The sequence below is a fragment of the Paenibacillus sp. CAU 1782 genome (assembly GCF_054551715.1).
Genome location: NZ_JBTOLL010000019.1, coordinates 80,791 through 99,676, shown reverse-complemented (window position 1 = coordinate 99,676; position 18,886 = coordinate 80,791). Strand labels below are relative to the sequence as shown.

11 protein-coding genes are annotated in these 18,886 nt (G+C 48.4%); 1 reads left to right on the top strand and 10 read right to left on the bottom strand.

Features of this window, described 5'->3' with window-relative positions; all coding sequences use genetic code 11:
* Nucleotides 1–111: 111 nt before the first annotated feature.
* Nucleotides 112–1,662 (bottom strand): DEAD/DEAH box helicase family protein, encoded by a 1,551-nt coding sequence (locus tag ACX93W_RS23815; protein WP_459394880.1) that lies wholly within the window; start codon nucleotides 1,660–1,662, stop codon nucleotides 112–114.
* A 129-nt stretch (nucleotides 1,663–1,791) separates the two neighbouring features.
* Nucleotides 1,792–2,241, bottom strand: coding sequence for a hypothetical protein (locus ACX93W_RS23810; protein WP_459394879.1), 450 nt, complete (start codon nucleotides 2,239–2,241; stop codon nucleotides 1,792–1,794).
* Between the two features lie 542 nt (nucleotides 2,242–2,783).
* On the opposite strand from ACX93W_RS23810, the gene ACX93W_RS23805 reads away from it, so the two are divergent.
* A complete protein-coding gene (locus tag ACX93W_RS23805; protein WP_459394878.1) occupies nucleotides 2,784–4,031 on the top strand; it encodes an LPXTG cell wall anchor domain-containing protein in 1,248 nt (415 codons plus the stop codon).
* 265 nt (nucleotides 4,032–4,296) lie between these two features.
* Here the strand turns inward: ACX93W_RS23805 and ACX93W_RS23800 are convergent, their stop codons facing one another.
* The 8 genes from ACX93W_RS23800 to ACX93W_RS23765 all read right to left on the bottom strand — a co-directional run bounded on the left by ACX93W_RS23800 (nucleotide 4,297) and on the right by ACX93W_RS23765 (nucleotide 18,866).
* Nucleotides 4,297–5,022 (bottom strand): response regulator transcription factor, encoded by a 726-nt coding sequence (locus tag ACX93W_RS23800; RefSeq protein ID WP_459394877.1) that lies wholly within the window; start codon nucleotides 5,020–5,022, stop codon nucleotides 4,297–4,299.
* Nucleotides 5,006–6,190, bottom strand: coding sequence for a sensor histidine kinase (locus tag ACX93W_RS23795; RefSeq protein WP_459394876.1), 1,185 nt, complete (start codon nucleotides 6,188–6,190; stop codon nucleotides 5,006–5,008). Before ACX93W_RS23795 ends, ACX93W_RS23800 begins: the two co-directional genes overlap by 17 nt.
* A 74-nt stretch (nucleotides 6,191–6,264) precedes the next feature.
* On the bottom strand, nucleotides 6,265–8,976 hold the full coding sequence (locus ACX93W_RS23790; RefSeq protein WP_459394875.1) for a stalk domain-containing protein: 2,712 nt from the start codon (nucleotides 8,974–8,976) through the stop codon (nucleotides 6,265–6,267).
* Nucleotides 8,977–9,270: 294 nt separating this feature from the next.
* Nucleotides 9,271–13,710 carry an Ig-like domain-containing protein gene (locus ACX93W_RS23785; RefSeq protein WP_459394874.1) on the bottom strand — a complete coding sequence of 1,480 codons (4,440 nt, stop codon included), beginning with the start codon at nucleotides 13,708–13,710 and terminating at the stop codon, nucleotides 9,271–9,273.
* Between the two features lie 198 nt (nucleotides 13,711–13,908).
* Nucleotides 13,909–15,111, bottom strand: a complete 1,203-nt coding sequence (gene metK / locus ACX93W_RS23780; protein WP_459394873.1) for a methionine adenosyltransferase — start codon at nucleotides 15,109–15,111, stop codon at nucleotides 13,909–13,911.
* Nucleotides 15,112–15,261: 150 nt separating this feature from the next.
* The gene (locus ACX93W_RS23775) at nucleotides 15,262–15,540 is read right to left on the bottom strand and encodes a small, acid-soluble spore protein, alpha/beta type (protein WP_459394872.1); all 279 of its coding nucleotides are present in this window, start codon (nucleotides 15,538–15,540) and stop codon (nucleotides 15,262–15,264) included.
* Nucleotides 15,541–15,779: 239 nt separating this feature from the next.
* Complete coding sequence (locus tag ACX93W_RS23770) at nucleotides 15,780–16,295, bottom strand: hypothetical protein (RefSeq protein ID WP_459394871.1); 516 nt, start codon at nucleotides 16,293–16,295, stop codon at nucleotides 15,780–15,782.
* Nucleotides 16,296–16,373: 78 nt separating this feature from the next.
* Complete coding sequence (locus ACX93W_RS23765; RefSeq protein ID WP_459394870.1) at nucleotides 16,374–18,866, bottom strand: hypothetical protein; 2,493 nt, start codon at nucleotides 18,864–18,866, stop codon at nucleotides 16,374–16,376.
* Between the last annotated feature and the right edge of the window lie 20 nt (nucleotides 18,867–18,886).

The window sequence follows — 18,886 nt, the reverse complement described above, 5'->3', positions numbered from 1 at the left end:
AATATTTATTTTGAGTGCGATGTAGCAAACGGCCGGGAGCATTCGAAGAAAGGAAAGTCGCTCCCATTTCGGATTACAGAGGTAAATTTCAATTAATCATATACATTTCATTCAATACGGGAAAGCATCAAGCTCGTCAATAACGACGAGATCAAACGCCTGATGGAAACGAAATAACTGGTGGGTCGTGGAAAGAGTAATGCTACCCTGCTCCCACCGCTGCTCGCTGCCCCCATAAAGAGTCACGACGGAAGTGTCCGGAAAAGCCTTCCTTAGACGAGGATCAAGCTCAATCACCACATCTCTTCGCGGCGATGCAATTAACACTCTGCCACCCCTGCCAAGGACCGTTTCAACCAGGGGGAAAATCATTTCCGTTTTACCGGCGCCCGTAACCGCCCACAATAAAAAGTAATGCGCCCAATCATCCCGCTTCTGTATGACGGATGACAGCATTTGCTGTGCCGATGAAATCAGTTTTCGCGTGAAAGGACGAAGGCTAGTTGTTGATGTTGTCGTTTGGTTAGCGGCAACAAAGCCGGGAGTTGAACGATCTCTTGCGCTTCGCTGCTTTAATTTAGACTCAATGAAATCCAATGCCTGTGCCGCTGCAGCCTCCTGGGCAGGGCTTAACCCCCAGTTCTTTCCGGTAGATGCATAACGTGAGGCAGCTTCACGGACGGAGTCACGCGATAATGAGACTGCTGCATCAGGCGGGACATATGCGCAAGTGACAAAAAGCTCGCATTCCCTGCTGCGCCCCATCATCAGGCATGCCTCGCAATAAGCGCACAGCCGCCCGCAGGCATGGCAGCGCGTCCGCCTGAGGCTGAACCCATCGCTGCCGCAGCGCCGGCAGCACAGCCCCCCAGCGGCTCGCCGCCCGCCGTCCCCGGCGGCGACCGCTCCCGCAAGGCGCGCCTGCCCCAGCAGGGACAGCAGCTGAAGCGCTCCGCTCCAGCTGCTCCCGGCCCCGGGGCCGGCTGCGCCGATAAGCAGGTCGCGCGCTTCGCAGCCCAGCAGCGCGCGACCCTGCAACAGCCCGGCGGCCAGCTGCGCCAAAGCCGCCGTCTCCCCGCTCACGGCTACGCCTCGTGAGCGTTCCCCCCAGCGGCCGGCAAGCTGATGCCGCGCCGCCCCCGAGATGGCCGAGCCCTGCTGCCGGCCATCCCTCTCTTGCAGCTCGGCAACAAGCTTTGCCAGCTGCTGAAAAGGATGGTGACGCCCATATCCCGGGCGTCCCGTTACGTATTCCCCCTGTCGGCTATTCCAAAGATCAGCAACAAGACAAGCTTGTCCCCAGGGCAACTCTTCCTTGCAAAGCCATGCTTCCACCGCTTCATGACGCTCCGTGATTTTGAGCTGTTTTTTTGCTCCACGATGTTTCAACTCTTTTTGGTCTTCCATTGCTACGCGATGCTTCAATGCTTCACGTTGCCCCTCAACTTCACGGTCTCCCGATTCTTCACAATGTTCCATTCCGTTTCGCTGCCCCGCCGCTTCACAATAGCTGGCGTCGCTCTCCAACTGTCCCGCTGTCCCCATCCTCCCTCGTGTTTCCGCATCTCGTCCAAACCAATACGCCTCATCCACTTCCGGCGCTATCGTTGCCCTTGCTTCCCATCCTTCTTTCCGCAACAGCAGATATACATAGCCTTTCATTCCAATCCTCTCCCATCCTATGCACCGGCCTGTCCTTCGCCGCGTTTTAAGCCGCGAACGCAAAAAAGCACACTCGCTTTCCTCGGCAAAGAGGTACGCAAGTGTGCTTCACTTTTCGTATATTATAAATTAAAACGGCATTTTGGACAAATCCGCGGGGTTTTGCAAATCAATCAGCACCGCCTGATCGGACTCGCTAATAATACCTTGCGCTTTCAACTGCCACATCATGTGCGATGCCACTCCATCGCCTGCAACATCGTCCAATCCCCGAAACGAGGAAGGCCCCAAGTCATGTAAAGTTACCTCTTTGCCGCTATATTTCCACCGTTCCACTATCGCTCGCGACTCTTCGTTTAATCCACGGTCAATAACCGTAAGCGCTATACTTTTTCCCATCCACCTGGAAAAGGATTGCAATACCCTCAAATGCCACTCCATATTTTTCTGGCGCTGATCCGCAATAAATACATAATGACTGGCTGCTCTGCCGCTGCCTCCGCTTATTCGAAACATCACATGCACGAGCAGTGCCGCACTGGCATAACATCCGATGACGAGAAGCAAAATCCCCAGCATGTCGGCCACCTCCTGTATAGTGACACTATATGCCGAAGACAGCCTAACGGTTACGCGCAACGGACGAGATTGGCCATTGTGCTTTATTTTACACGTTCGACAAAATACGGTACCGATCAACAACATAATCCAAAAATACACCCTTGCTCAATTTACGGTATATGCTATCATTTTTGTAAAATGACACACATATAGTAAGAAAGCCTTGATGCAGGCTATCCCAAGCTGAACTGCCGAGCTTAATAGTTCATCTAATTGCCAACTGGAATTTGTTTTTCGACCTGCCCGAAAAACGATCATTTCCTTTGCGGTAAGAAGGCCTCAGCCACGGCTCTTCGAAGGTGTGCGTCCGCATTTAGCGGAAGGTTTTATCGCCAGTAAGAATTCATGATTCGTCCTGCCCGGATACATGAAATTCCTATGCGGCAAAAAATGAAGTTTCAACCCGCACTGAGAAACAGAGGAACAGAGGAAGAAGGTGAAACGGCCAGGCCTGGCCTTGCTCGATAGAGAAGACCCAATGATAAGAGGAGAGTGAATAAATGAAGAGGAACAAACGCACCCTTGCGTTTATGCTGGCGCTTCTGCTTGTTTTATCCCTGCCGCTTGGTGCGATCGCATTTGCAGGGAGCAGCGGCAACGTAGAAACGGGGACTTTGGAGGAACCAGCAAACAGTTGTACAACATACAGCAAACATTTTGGCTCGATACAGGAGAAACCTGACTTCCCCTTCATCAAGGTGAACAACGACGGGACGGCAACAGCTTCATTTGTAACCACCAAAGACTGCGTTGAGGTCAGCTTCTCCGTCTACACATTTGACGAAAAACCGGAACCCTATGAAAAGCAGGTTTACGATAATGGAATCAGCAAAAAGTACGATAAAGCCGGTTCCTATAGTCTTGTTATTCAACTGCCGAGATGCGGACACGGTCAATTCGATTTGTATGCCGGCCCCATTCAGGAAACATTAAATCCAGGTTATGGTCACGACCACCTGACCTTAAGAGCCCATTTGCTGTATAAAGGATCAACGTGTACGCCGCCAAGCGGAGAGCCAACTCCAACTCCTACAACAACGCCAGAGCCTACACCAACCGAGCCGACTCCTACACCTACGACATCACCGGATCCTACGCCTACCGAGCCGACTCCCACACCTACGACATCACCGGAGCCTACGCCTACCGAACCGACTCCTACACCTACGACATCACCGGAGCCTACGCCTACCGAACCAACTCCTACACCTACGACATCACCGGAGCCTACACCAACCGAACCAACTCCTACACCTACGACATCACCGGAGCCTACGCCAACCGAACCGACTCCTACACCTACGACATCACCGGAGCCTACGCCTACCGCGCCAACTCCTACACCTACGAGCACGCCTGTGTCGACGCCAAGCCAAGGGCCGCCCCCTACACCTACGAGCACACCTGTGTCGACACCAAGCCCAGAGCCAACTCCGACGCCTACAAGCACACCGGAACCAACGCCGACTCCTGAAGAGTCTGCTGTTCCTTCAGAGGCTCCGCAGACGCCTGAGCCCACGGATGATTTAGTTATTATTGAGGAAGAGCCTATACCGGCGGGCGAAGGAACGGGAACAGCGGTGGATCACGCATCCGACGGCACAAATCCCGAAACAGGCGTACCTCTGGATACCTTGCCCAAAACAGGCGAGGTGAGCGTGCTTCCCTATTATCTTCTGGGTTCACTAGCCATTCTCACTGGTGTTTTTCTTCTGATGAGGATCGGACGCCGGCAAAAGCCTAATTAAGGGAAATAGAAACGGGATTACGGGAAGAGCAAAGGGAGGAAGGTAACTGCATACCCTTGACGAAATCATAGAGGGAAACAATGGATATGAAGCATAAAGCAAGAAGGAAAGGGCGAACCTCTGCTGTTCGCTCTTTTTTTGTATGCGGAGATTACGACACGATGACGCGCCTCCCCTGAAAATCCTCGGGATCAAAAATTCCGCAGGTCCCTCCAGGGGCGCGCACTTCAAGGCGCAGCAGAAAATGCTTACTAGCAAAAAAGAACTACAGGGTTACCCAGCCAAATTTGATGGAGTTAATAACAGCCTGCGTACGATCATCCACTTCCATTTTTTGCAGAATGCTGCTGACGTGGTTTTTGACCGTTTTTTCGCTAATGAACAAATGCTCGCCGATCGTTTTGTTGCTTTTGCCCTCAGCCATCAAACGCAAAACCTCGGCTTCGCGCCGGGTCAGCGGACTTTCCTCGGCAGCGTGATACTTGACGCCGGCTTCTTTGGTTGCCGCCGCTCCGGAGGCTACGCCCATTTCATCCAGATAAGTCATTCGGCGCAGCTGGTTAATCAGTTTGCCGGTTACTTTGGGGTGAATGTACGAAAAGCCCTGGTGCACGGAACGGATCGCATTGATCAGCTCCTCGGCTTCCATATCTTTCAGCAGGTAACCCGTAGCGCCTTTGCGCAGCGTTTCGAACACATAGCTTTCATCATCGTGAATGGACAAAATGATTACTTTAACGTCAGGAAACATTGACTTGAGTCTTTCCGTTGTGACAACGCCTGTTTCAATGGGCATATTAATATCCATTAACACGATTTCAGGCAATGTATGATTGCAGAACTCCATGACTTGAATGCCATCGCCGCATTCGCCGATGACTTCAATGTCATCCTCCATATTCAAAATACGCTTTAGTCCTTCGCGAAACAGCTGATGATCGTCAGCAAGCAAAATCTTCACTTTTTGCGGGTCGCTAGATGTCTGGTTCATGATCCTCAATCTCCTTTCTTTGATCAGAAGTTGCTGGAATTATGATTGTAATTTCGGTCCCGCGCCCTGGACTTGATTGTATATCAATCCTTCCTTCAAGCAATTCCACACGCTCTCTCATTCCAATCAGGCCAAAATGCGAGTTTCGGTTTGCCGTCTTGGGCAGCCCTTCCACTCGAAATCCGGACCCATTGTCCTGGATCGTCAAGGTTATCAGCCTTTCCGAATAATGCATTTCAAGAGAGACATGGGATGCGCTTGCATGTTTCAGCACATTAGAGAACGCTTCCTGTACCATACGGTATATCGCGGCCTCCATTGCAGAGGGCAACCTGAGCTCCCTGCCAACAACTTCGAACTTGGTATGAATTCGGCTTTTTTCTTCAAAATCCTGCGTAAACTTGCGAAGCGTCGCAACAATTCCCAAATCATCCAATGCCATAGGCCGCAAATTAAAGATGATTTTACGGATTTCCTCCAACCCCGCGCGCACTTGGCTTTTGAGATCGACCAATTCATCCTGAACGAGCTGTATTTGATTTTTGGCCAGCATTCGTTCAGCAATTTCAGTCCGTAATACGATGTTTGCAAGAGATTGCGCAGGACCGTCATGAATCTCTCTGGAGATCCGTTTTCGTTCTTCTTCCTGCGCAAGGATGATTTTTAAGCCCAATAGCTGTCTGTTCTTAGCCGATTCAATAATTCTTGTAACCTGATTGAGATCCCCCGTTAAATACTCAAGCACAACATTCATTTGAGAGCTGATGCTCTCCGCGCGCTCAATGGATTGCTCCACGTTCCGCACCCGTTTCTGCAGATCGTCGCGGCGGGATTTCAAGTAGTTTTCTTTTTCACGGTAGACCATCAAATCAAGCTGAATGCCGGTTGCCTTCTCATACGCGGTTTTAATGTCCTCTTCCCTATAGCGGACAAAATCGCGGCTGACTTCCGTCAGCCTGATTCGAGCAAGGCGGTATTCCTGCTCCAGATGGTCTACCTTGTCTATCGTTGTTATCGTTTCTTGCAATACCTGCTCCAATTCCTGTTCAAGAGCTTCCAGCTCCGAGCGAGCAGACTGGCAAATTTCATAAATCTGATATTTGCTGTCCTCCATCGCCTTGACAGCGTTGGCAATAACTCTATTAATATCGACAGTCAAGTGATCCACTAATGCTCGGCACTCCTCCATGATACAGGATTTACTCTACTATAATACCATACTTTAGCCCTGCAACGTACAGCTTAATCGATGGTAATTTTCTTTAATTTCTCCTCATAATTCACCTTAAATCCCAGCTTTTCCGAGAACAAACGGATCGGAATCAGCGTTCTTCCATTCTGGGTAAAAGGGGCTACATCGGAGGTGTAACGCACTCCGTTCAGCGTGTATTCTTTTTTGCCGATTGTCATTTCCAGCAGCTGGCTGCCACGCAAAACGGAGACTCTGCGCGTTTTTTGATCATAGAGAACCTCGGCTCCCATCGCTTCCGATACAAAGCGCAAAGGCACATAAGTCGTCCAGTTCTGAAGCAGCGGCGCTGCCTCCAGTTTAACCGCTTTGCCGCTTACGGAGGCATTGACGTTGCCAACTGTCATCGTGATGGAGGATCGGGCAGGCTCCTTCACTTCAGAGGGCGTGCGCAGCGTCAAATTATCGATGGCAATTGCGCCCGATGCCGCTTTTTTATCGCTTCCCTGATCGATGGTTACGACATATACCCGCTTCAGCTTGGCCGGGAACTTGACACCAGCCGACGCCAGATCGACTTTTACATTTCTCCAGCCGCTCCAGTTCAGTTCTTTGGCGACGTCCAGCAGATGGGCTTTCCCTGCAGCGTCCACAATCTCGGCTCTCACCCAGTTTTTGCTGTTATCGCTGTAGACATCCATCGTCAGTTGGGTTGGCGAACCGGAAATCGTAACCCCGTTGCTGCCAAACACGGCGTAGGATGCTCTGGTCCCCGTACCGCCGGAGAAATCATAGGAAATTTGCAGTGCGCGGTTGCTCTTTTGCTCCGGCAAATCGCTTACCAGCCTAACGGAGCCCTTCGTTACATCAGCAGGCGTCACTTGGGAAGTAATAGCGTAGCGAGACACTTCAAAATCCTCCAAAACGGAGTCCTGCTCCCCCTTCACAAACGGGACCATGGCTCCAAAGCCATCGTAGCGGGCAATCGCATAACCCGTCGTTACGCCCGGCTTGACTTCATTTACGGTTACAACGCCATTTTTGTATTCGCCGTCAAAGCCTACAAACTCCCATTTGAGCGCATCGCCCGAAAGTGTATAGGAATTGCCGTTTTTCAGTTTGACGGTCACCGGCACATTAAGGGTAGCCCCTTTGGACAACATGCCAGCGGACGCTGAAATCGACATCGACGCAATGCTTTCTTGACCAACAACCTCGACATCGATTTTTTGCTCGACGGATCCCGATTTTGCGACAACCTGCGTCTTACCGATTTTATTTGCTGTCAAAACCCCGTCTTTAATGGTGCCGACCGCAGAAGACAAGCTCCATTCCATAGCAGCCGTATCAATTGCAATAGGATTGTAGTAGTTATCGTAGCCCCTGACGGTAAATTTGGCCTCTTGGCCAAGCAGCAGCATCGTTGCGCCGCTCATCACCATTCCTCTTAATGTGCCCTGAGGCGCCGTCGTAAACACGCCGATACCGTTGGCGACGCTGCGCTGGGAGCTCTCTTGCGTAGAGTGGGACAGTTGGATATTCGTGGTTGCAAGCTGCCGCTCCGTCATTGTCGTGGAGCCGCCACCGTCCAGATTAATGCCTTTGAACACGCCCAGTCCAACCATAACCGTTTGCAGCTCTTTGAGGCTTAAGCCGGTGTTGCTGCCGGATCGTTCGCTTGTTATCAAGTATACTTTTTGCCCGTCCTGGGAATAGCCTACGCCGGAACGGGAAGTATAGGAATTGCCGCTAACACCCGCAATATCGCGAGAAAAAGCAGCGGATGCCCCATTGTTCACCAGAAGCGTATGCCCGCCAACAAGCATTTGGAAGGAGGAAGGATCTACCGGCAATTTCGTCGTATTGGATACTAATGCATACTGGCTATCCACTCGTTGTCCAACAACCAGATTTTGCTTGATAAATTGTGCGGCTTTGCCGCTGCCTCTCAGAATGTATCCATTCTCCGGCGGCTTAACGTCAAGCTGCACACCGTCGGACAATTGCGTCACGACGCCATCCACAATCAAGGCCTCTGTAGGAATGGTTGCGGAATGAGCAGGCCGCTCCGCCCCGCCCCAAGCGCTGGTGTAAATAAACAGCTTGTCGACATGACTGTATGTAACGCCCGTAGCCCCATCGATTTCGGGGAAATAGGTGGACTGATTGATGCCTTCCAGTGCGAAGGCACTTCCATTTTCAGCCGTAACCGTACCGGCAAAAGAAAAGGAGTCAATAACCGGCTTTCGATCGTTTGTCACCGCAAAAGAATACATGCCTTTTAGCTGCGAAGGACTGGTTGTCAATACGCCGCTTTGCACCTGGGCGCCCAGCGCCGTGCCCTCGTTGGCCATAACGAATACGTCGCCATTAATGCCGGCGACCGCTCCGCTTTCTTTTGTCATATTCAGAATATTATTGCGTTGGCCGACGCTGCCATTTCTTCCGCTCATCGTATCCAGCGAAACGTACGGCTTGCTTAAATCCGCTTCTATAACATGAACAATAGTGGAGACGCTTTTGCCGCTTCTTGTCGTTGTAAACGTATAATCCAGTCTCTTAATTCCTGCCGAAACGGTAGATTGCGATTTCAGCTTTAGTCCCGCCTCCGCGGCATAAGCCTGCGAAATAATAGCCCCATGCCAGCTTTGGGGCAAAAGACTGCCCACCGGCTGAATCAATAAAACCCCGCTTAATGCGATAACAACTGCTCTCTTCCCCAATTTCACCTTCTGCCGACGCGCGCCTTGTTGAAGCTTACCCATTTTTAAAGCAACTCTCCCATCTCCTAGTTTCTACTCAATTAGACTCCTAAAATGATAGAAAAGTTACGATTTCATAGAAGACAACGATCACTTTTTTTCATCCTGAAAAATGTTTTCCGTAATCCGCTCGCCCCTTGCCCCCTCCATCCAGTTGTCCTTATCGACAAAAAAAAGCCGCTGCCCAAGTCATTAGCTTGAGCAGCGGCTTTAGCGAACACGATTAGGTTACGTGTTTCAAGGCTGACCTACATTGGGCTAGAAACGATCACAAATTTTGATCTTGCCCTATTTCTCTTACTGACTTAACAATTCCGCCTTCTCCAGAAGCCGCATAATCATAACGGCTCCTTCGGCACGGGTCGCGTTAGCTGTCGGGCTCAGACGCGTACTGCTTTTCCCGTTGATGATGCCAAGGTAGATCGCTTGAGCCATATTGGTTTTTGCATAAGAGCTGATTTGACCGTTATCGTTGAAAGCCTGCAGATACGAATTTTCGGATGATGGCAGAGTGACCGTCATGCCCGCAACCTTGGCCGCGCGCATCATCATAGTCGCCATATCCTGACGCGTAATGAAGCTGTTGGGTTTAAAGTTGCTGCTGTCCACCCCGTTAACAATTCCTGCGGCAGCGGCAGCGCCAATATAGGCCCCCATCGCTGTATCCTTGTTTACGTCCTTGAATTTTGCCGCGGCCGTACGATCGCCTGTCAGCCCTAAGCCTTTGGCAATATAGGTTGCAAACTCGCCACGGGTAATCGGTTTATCCGGATCGTAAGCCGTCACTGTGCGGCCTTCAACGATAAATTTGCGCGCCATCATTTCGACGGTGTCTTTCGACCAGTGTTTGGCTATATCCGTAAAGGTGGACGAATTTCTAACGATGGCATATGCGCTATTGCCCTGACGTTTGAAGGTAGCCGTCGTTACTCCATTCGTTGTTTTGAATACCGTTGGCACATAAGACAACGTGCCCGTTACGGGATCAAGCCACACTGCGGAGATTTGCGTTGTGTCCGAAGCCGATGGAATTTTCATGGACCGTCCGACATAACCGCTGAAAGTCTCCACCTTTTCCTTCGTTGAACCATTGACCACCATGACCTCAAAATGAACCGGGTTGGACATTGTCGTTGCTTTCGACGAGTTCAGCGCGGTGGACAACGCCGAAGTCAATGAATTAGATCCCTTGTCAATGGCAATCAACAGTAGATTGGAAACCCCATTTCCGCCAGCCATTCTCGACAACTGGGAGAAATTCAGTGTGCTCAGCGGAAGCTCGTACGTGATGTCGCCATATTCTACGGCAAACGTTACATTTCCTTGCTTGCTCGCCATTTCGAGCGGAATCAACGAAATCGCCACTAACGCGGCATTTTGCCCCTCTGGTACTTTGAAGGCTACACGCGGACTTGCAATGCCCGCATCACGGGATGTCGTAACCGCCGTTACAAACTTCCCTTGATCCACTGTATAGCGATTAGCTTGCACCCCTGCCGGCGAGGAATCCGTCATTATAGTTGCGCCGGTCGACTTAATGGCGACTCCGCCGCCATCCGATGCTTCATAATCTCCGGTCAGCGTATCCAGCAATGTTGTCTGATTGGCAATCGTTGTATTCGAGAACGGCCCGACATTTATGCCGGTGGCGGATTTCAAAGTCGTTCCCGTGCCATAATAAGTCACATCCGCCGTTTCTGCAACATTAATGGGAGAAGCTAACGTCAGGACTGCAGTTGTTCCTATCACCTGGACGCTGCTAACCATCCGCACCTGCCCTTTTACACGAACCAGGAACTGGCTGGTTGCCGGAATGGAGGATGGGTCGAGCGTTGTATTAAATGTCAATGTAAGTGCCGCGCCTTTGGCAATAGCTCCTTGGAGCGCTGGCGCCGTCCCCGTACCGCCGGTTCCCGTGCCGCTGTTTGCGACCAAACCAGTGAACGAAGCGGCTGCATTGCTGCGATAATCGGACACGCCCGTGCTTGAACCGACATAGCTGACTTTTACCGTTTGCGATGCCGTCACGGCAGACGATAGATTAAGCAGCACAGAATCTCCCGCTACTGTGATCGAATTGATGGACCGGACCGCGTTGTCAACCAATACGCTGTATTGGAAGGTTCCCGGAATTCTGGATGGGTTCAGTATTTCATTATACTTGATCGTGACTAATGTTCCGCTTGCGGTCACATAAAGCACATATGGGGCCGTCGTATCGACGCCCGTGCCGGTGCCGCTTCCCGAACCCGTTGCCGGATTATAATTGCTGAACGAACCTACGGAATTGCCGGAGCTGCCCATAAGAGCGTAACTGCCGGGCGCATAGGATACCAGAACGGTTTGCCCGCTAGCGATCGTACCGCTTATGGTCAACTGGATCACGTTCCCGCTATGCCAGATTGCTGTCGGGTTGTAGCGGGTTCCGCCAACCGTAACCGAAAATTGCGTATACGCATAGGGGCTGACAGAAAGCAGCTGCTCGCTGAAATTAAGCACCACCGTATTGCCTGAAGCCGAACCGCTAGTTACGGTCGGGTTTGTGTTTGAATAACCATTTGTCACCTCAACCCCGCTCAGGCTTTCCGCCTGGTTACCAGACAAGTCCTGTACAAGGCCATTGGCAGGTTTCGTATAGGACAACACAACCTTTTGGGTATAGGCAACAGCGCTGGCAAGCGTCAGAGTTACCATATTGCCTTCGATCTTAGTAGCCGATACATTACGCGGCGCACCGGCAACCGTCACATAATAGCTGGCTGGAGAAGGAGCCAGGTTAGCATTCAATGGCTCATTATAGATCAGCCGGATTACAGAGCCGCTCACTTCGGACCGGGAAAGCGAAGGCGGTGTTTTGTCGCCGCCAATCGTCAGAAACTCCCATTGATACTGGTTGAGGATGCCGACAAACGAGTTCCCCACCAGATCGGTAACGGCTCCTTCATCCATATTGATGTAGTAACGCGTATTTTCGACAAGCGCGCTGTTAGGCGTAATCAACAATTGACGCGCGTTATTGGGATCAATTTGCTTCGTACCAGAAACTGTCGTTGCATTGCCGGCGTTTGTGCCCGTTGGTATAAACGTGACCCCTCCGCTGCCAACAACAATTGGCTTATCAAAAAGTGCCGCAAAGCTTTGCTGCAGCCCTACGGCTGTTGCTCCTGTAGCCGGACTTAAGGATTGCACATTAGGACGGGTGCCGTCTTGCGTAACTGTAAATGTCCAACCGCTTGTGCTGGAAATACCGGCAAAATAATTGCCTGCACCGTCACGCAGCGCCCGATTGCCTATTGTCACATAATACCTTGTATTATTAATAAAGCTTTTGGCCGGGTCTCCCGCTGATACATAGCTGGTTGCATCTATAACCAGTTGCTTCGTTCCCCCTCCCTTAACGCGCGTTGAGGTGATGGGAATGGAGCGGAACAGCGTGTTCCCGGTGACTTGCCGAATTTCGATATTGCCGCTGCTTGGGTACACCTCTTCGTTAAAGGCGATCGACAACGTGCCATTAACATTGTTAATTGAACCTCCCGATACGGGAGCCAACGTTTGAATAACCGGCGGTGAATTATCATAGCCGTATCCTGTCGTAAACTGCCAAACCGTAGCCGAGGAGATGCCATAAAACCATTCGCTGTTACTAGGTGCGGGCTTGGAGAATGCTCCCGGCTCAATCCACACATAGTAAGCTGTATTTGGCGCCAGGCTGGATTCCGGACGAATCGTTACTGTGCTTCCGTTAACGGTAACACGCGACGTATTGATGGCTTGAATGCGTTGTACCGCCACATTGTCGCTAACCCGCCGCAATTCAATGTATTTTCCGCCATTGGCATAAACATTTTGATCAAAATTAATCGTCAAACTCGTCTCGATTGGTACCAAGGTGGCGTTAGCCGCCGGGGTAAACGGATTTACCGCCGCCAGGTTAACGGGAGCTTGAGCCGTTGCAAAGGTCCAGCTTGTGCCAGCAAAGCTATTGCCGGTTGCATCTTCGAAATTGCCTTGCGATATAATCACATCGTAGGTGGTCAAAGGCTGCAAAGCGGTATCCGGTGTAATTGTGATCTGGGTCGAACCGCTTCCCGTGACGCTTGCCGAAGTAACCGGTATTTGCCGGTTGTCGACATTGTCTCTGGAGCGAAGCACAATGTTGCCGGATGCAGCATAGACGGGTTTATTAAACGTTATGTAGATTGAAGCAGTCATCGGCACGTTTGCCAGCGAACCTTCCGGACCACGGGTTACATATTGCGGCCTGGTCGTATCTGCAGTTCCCGATGTGCTAAATTTCCATTTGGTTGCGCTTTGAATACCGGCGTATGCAGCCCCATTCGACACATTAAGGAATGTGCCCGCATCGATTAAGACATAATATTCGGTAAAAGGCAGAAAATTGCTGGTTGGACTGATTGTTACTTCGCTATTATTTGATGATGTAATGGAAATACGCCCGGAAGTGGCGCTTATACTTTCCACTAATGAATTATCCGCCGTCTTATACAAATGGACAAAAGTTGTTGAAGCTCCCAGTCGTACATTCTCGTCAAAAACGATTTTCAGCTTGGAGTTAATCGGCGCATTACTCATATTAGCCGACGGATATAGGCTGATATCCAAGGGACCGCTTGTTGCAGCGCTTGCTTTATGATCGGGCGACCAGCCGGGGACGCCAAGCTGCAGGATCAATAGGATGGCGATAAACAGTGACAGCTTGCGGGTTTGATTCATTTCTGGATTCACTCCTCAACTAATACACTCGTACTTTATTTGTCGGCTTTTTGTCTCCAAAATTTTAGGTTATGTATGGGAATAGCAAAAAGCCGTTTGCAGCATCCTGACTGGAAGACGCTGTAAACGGCTCGAAAGTTGCACGCAGCACCAAGTCTAGCATAAAACCCGGCTGCTTTATCCATACTAAACGACAGATTAAAGTTCAGCTTCCGCCTTCAGTTTATCTGCTTTATCCACACGTTCCCAGGGCAGATCGACATCCGTACGTCCAAAATGGCCATATGCCGCTGTCTGGGCGTAAATCGGACGGCGTAGATCCAGCATTTTAATAATGCCGGCAGGGCGCAGGTCAAAGTTTTTGATAATCAGCTCAACCAGCTTTTCTTCAGCCACTTTACCTGTTCCGTAAGTATCCACATTAATCGACACCGGCTGAGCTACACCGATTGCATAAGCTAGCTGGATTTCGCATTTGTCGGCCAGTCCAGCAGACACGATGTTTTTAGCCACATAACGGGCTGCGTAAGCCGCTGAACGGTCTACTTTTGTTGGATCCTTGCCGGAGAACGCGCCTCCGCCATGGCGAGCATAGCCGCCATACGTATCAACGATGATTTTACGGCCGGTTAAGCCGGCGTCGCCTTGAGGCCCGCCAATTACGAAACGGCCTGTCGGATTAATAAAATATTTTGTTGCTTCATCCAGCCATTCAACCGGAACCACCGGCTTGATTACATGCTCCATAATATCGCTTTGAATTTGCTCCAGCGTAATATCTTCAGCATGCTGTGTAGACACAACAATAGTATCCACACGAACCGGCTTTCCGTCTTTATACTCAATCGTAACTTGTGTTTTTCCGTCTGGACGAAGATAGCCAAGCGTATTGTCTTTACGAACTTCGGACAACCTGCGGGCAATCCGGTGTGAAAGCGCGATTGGAAGCGGCATCAGTTCAGGGGTTTCGTTAGTAGCGAAACCAAACATCAAACCTTGGTCGCCTGCGCCGATATCTTCGTTTTCTTGCTTCATGTCCTTACCTTCGCGTGTTTCCAACGCCGCATTTACGCCTTGGGCGATATCTGCGGATTGCTCGTTAAGCGAGGTCAATACCGCGCAAGTGCTTGCGTCAAAACCGTATTTGGCGCGAGTATAGCCAATATCCTTAATTGTGCGGCGCACAATACTGGAAATGTCGATAAAATCCGCTTTGCTGCTGATTTCACCAATGACTAGCACAAGACCTGTTGCTACAGAAACTTCACAGGCAACTCGCGCATGGGGGTCCGCTTCAAGAAACGCGTCCAGGACCGCATCAGAGATCTGGTCGCAAATTTTGTCGGGATGCCCTTCGGTAACTGACTCGGATGTAAATAAATGACGGCCTTTAATGGACAATCTTATCAACCTCCTGCAAATTCAATTTTATGCTCTACAAAAAACGAACCTTTTCCGCGAAGGAAAAGGTTGTTCGACAACTCTTCTTCTAAAAACACATGATACCTAAAATGTTCATTAGTGTCAATGGACGAAGGTCCACTGCCAAAGCTATAACTTCAATACTTGCTCCGCTTGAGCAATCAGCCGACGCGTCATTTCTCCGCCAACGGAACCCGCTTGACGAGTAGATAAAGTGGACCAGTGTACATGACCGGCAGACCCACTGCTGCCAGAAACTGATCCCAGTTCGCCTGCGAATTCTGTATCTGCGTCTCCTGCTCCAGTGTAACCACCGTTAAACAGCCCAAGTTCAGCTGCTATTTCATACTTCATTCCATCTAATACGGATTTGCTTTCACGTACGACAATTTTATTTGACCGGCTCATTTTTCTACGCCTCCTTATAGCTTAAATACAGGCATAGTGTGCATCAATTCCGTATGTCTCAAGCGTATAACCTATTGTCAGCACGCGCAAAATATAACATCGATTCCAGATGTCGCTATAAAATAAAACAAGCTGCCCCACTTCACTACGAAGTTGAGACAGCCTGTTTATTTTTTCCTTTAAATTTGAATGTAAATACTTCGTTATCAATTCAGACATAATAGCAGATAACCAAAATTTTAGCGCAATGTGTAGCTTCCTTTTACAAGAACCGTTAACGGTGCAGTTTCATCGGGATGGCCTTGGATGCCGCGACCGTCGCGCGGGAACCAGATCAAATGATTTTTAGGCACATCTTTCCCGCTTTTGATATCAATGCCATCCGTCAGATCGGATAAACCATCTGTAGTAGTGCTGAAAGCCACAGCCTTGCCTACGCGAACAACAACTTCAGCGCCGGCGCCAGCCATTAACGTTTTGCCAACCGGTATTTCAACAACCTCAAGCTTTACGCTCTCGCTGCTTCCACCCGTATTGCCCGATCCTGTATTGCCCGAGTTACCGCTACCTGAACCGTTTGCGGCAAGCTTGGCAATTTGCTCGTCAACATAGCTTTTTGTTACAACAGGGTCATTCACAGTACCTGGCGTTGCGGCCGAATTAGCTTCAAACGGCTTTGCCATTACCATTCCTACTGTAACGCCTGCTGTCACCAAAACAGCTGCGCTTGCGATTTTTATAGCTTTAACTTTCACTACTTCTGTCTCCTCTCAATCTAGTTAGCTTTATCAGTAGCATACTAGATTTAAAGATGGATGTGTAGTATAAGAAGTTTACTCTGTCGTAAACCATTTCAGTTCTTTGGATGCTACAAGTATCTTCGCATCCTGGAACACATCATAAATATTGATAATGTAGTTATCGTAATTTTGTACTTTCATTTGAATAGCAGCATCCTCAAAAATGATTTCTTGGGAACGATTCAGCGCTTCTTCTATTTTAGTTTCCCCATTCTCTGGAGTTCCAAAGGTAAATTGCTTTGAATAAGTAGGCGTTCCGCTGCTTTGATCGACAAATTCAATCAACAACTTATGATCCCCGGCAATATAATCATAGTTTGTATTTTTGACTAAGTCATAATCAAAGGTAAGTTTGAGCCCGGTAACTGTATACATACCTGTTACATTAAGAAGGGCATTTACTCTTTTCATGCTGAAATTGTATCCCGCAAAAGGAACATTCAACAATGATTTTTGCGAATTTGAAACCTCAAGATTACCCAGGTTGTATTTCACAGGTTTGATCACAATACTACTGCTTTGTTCTGGAGTGCTTCCTTGAGATATTGTAGCGGTTTGACCCAGTACCATTTCAAATGTATTCAGGTCGACATTTTTTCTCGTTTTTGCCCAAGCAGATATTAATACTTTTCCGTTAGGATCGATTTTGGGAGTTAATTTTGCAAAAGTTAATGGTATGATTTGACCATTTTCATCTTTCAGATATCCGCTATACTCTGCTAATTGCGATGCACGTACTTCTTTATTCGTTACTGCAAGTTCAGTGTAGAAGTAGTTATCAAGTTTGCCCTCATAAACGGCCATTTTGGTGATTTGAGCATCTGCTTTACGCCCGGAATTACTGATGCTATACAAAGCATTTGTTGTAAGCTCCGGAATTGAATTCACTTGTTTACCCGCATAGCGATATAACACCTTTTCAGATTCGCCATTTTTTTCAGTTAAAACAAATGTAATGTTATCAATTTTAGAATCATAAGGAATATTCGCAGCTACGGCTACATTATGCGTTCCCTTTGGAGCTATCGCTACATTGTTATCTAGATTCACTTTTGCAAGTGTATCGTTTACTTTTACACCATTAATCATAAAATAGCCTGAAAGCTGTGGTACAGCTTTACTCGTACTACCGTTATTTTGAATATTAATATCGGCCACCAGCAAGTCATTGGTCGATGTCGCAGTTCTGAAAATACCATTTACAGCTACATTAAACTCACCATATTTATAGCTGCTGGCAAGTGTGCCTGATTGTTGGCTAGTTTGAATTTTATAGCTTCCCAGAACATACCCATCATTTTTATCTGCGATTCCTGACTTAACCATGAGTTTTGCTTTAGATAAGTCGAGAGTGGAAGGAATTGTTCCGGTTATTTCCACAACTTCCCTCATTTGCGGAGCTAATTTGTTTAAAGTCTCTTCGCTTTTTTTGTAGGTTAAAGGATAAGAAATCCCTGTGTCAGTTATTAAAGCAAATGAGAAGTTAGGATAATTTACAGAAAGCTTTCCAACATTTCTTATTGCGTATTGCAAAGTAACCGTATTATTAGATGCATTCCTCTCTACCAAAGCGGAGTCTAGGAATGTGTTCACTTTTTCCCCTTCAAAATATACACTCTTTACTTTACCTATTTCAGTTTGAGTAGAATCCTTAACAACTGGAATAGAAAATGATCCTAATGGCAACATAACATTTGAAGATGCTTCCTTCACAGCCGGAATAAGATTAAGTGTCTGTCCTATAAGAGACTTCGGCAATGTAATATGCAAAGATATATTTTTTTGCTGTTTAGGCTGCAAGCTTTGACCAGCCAACTCACTTACGACTACCGGATAAACAGCCTGGTCTTTGCTTTGAATAAATAAGTTGAAATTAGTTAGATCAGCTGCATTAAAGCCCTGATTTTCTAATTTATAGTTAAGGTGTAAATAGACATTACTCTGATCTTGAGTTAAAGAATAATTGCTAATGCTGGAAGACAGCTTAACATTGTTATACAACATAGTGGAAGCCTTACCAACAGCAGTCGATTCACTTGCATTTTTTGAATATTGAATCGTTCCCAAATTACGCTCGTATCCAGCTACCGAAAAATCGAAAGCAATGACATTAAACTTTAAATCAGATAGCTTTGTGGAATTATCAACATACGAGTAATAGGTTAAATATTTGCTTGTTTTTGGGGCAACCGATCTCACATTTTTATCTATCTCTGAAATTTTTGTTGAAAATGATTTGCCAGATGCTGTTTTCACCCGAACCCAATAGTCATTGAGCATGAGTTCCGAATTTCCATTATTCGTAATTAATACAGTATAGGATAATACCCGGCCATTTTCTTGCATTAAAAATTGAGCATTTTCAAGTGTTAGAACAGTGGATGAATTTAATTTTACACTTTGATTAATAAAACTTGCTGAAGCGGCTTGGACTGTTTGCACTGTAGAAAAAGGGATATCGGTATGTAGCATAATCGCGCTAGCTGTTAATACAGCAGCTCCAGCCTTGATCCATCTTGTTTTCATGATTCGACCTCCTATGTAAT

Bases quoted from the DNA above. Each gene is read 5' to 3' on its own strand.
- ACX93W_RS23815 (WP_459394880.1), bottom strand. From the start codon at position 1,662: ATGAAAGGCTATGTATATCTGCTGTTGCGGAAAGAAGGATGGGAAGCA.
- ACX93W_RS23810 (WP_459394879.1), bottom strand. From the start codon at position 2,241: ATGCTGGGGATTTTGCTTCTCGTCATCGGATGTTATGCCAGTGCGGCA.
- ACX93W_RS23805 (WP_459394878.1), top strand. From the start codon at position 2,784: ATGAAGAGGAACAAACGCACCCTTGCGTTTATGCTGGCGCTTCTGCTT.
- ACX93W_RS23800 (WP_459394877.1), bottom strand. From the start codon at position 5,022: ATGAACCAGACATCTAGCGACCCGCAAAAAGTGAAGATTTTGCTTGCT.
- ACX93W_RS23790 (WP_459394875.1), bottom strand. From the start codon at position 8,976: ATGGGTAAGCTTCAACAAGGCGCGCGTCGGCAGAAGGTGAAATTGGGG.
- ACX93W_RS23785 (WP_459394874.1), bottom strand. From the start codon at position 13,710: ATGAATCAAACCCGCAAGCTGTCACTGTTTATCGCCATCCTATTGATC.
- ACX93W_RS23775 (WP_459394872.1), bottom strand. From the start codon at position 15,540: ATGAGCCGGTCAAATAAAATTGTCGTACGTGAAAGCAAATCCGTATTA.
- ACX93W_RS23765 (WP_459394870.1), bottom strand. From the start codon at position 18,866: ATGAAAACAAGATGGATCAAGGCTGGAGCTGCTGTATTAACAGCTAGC.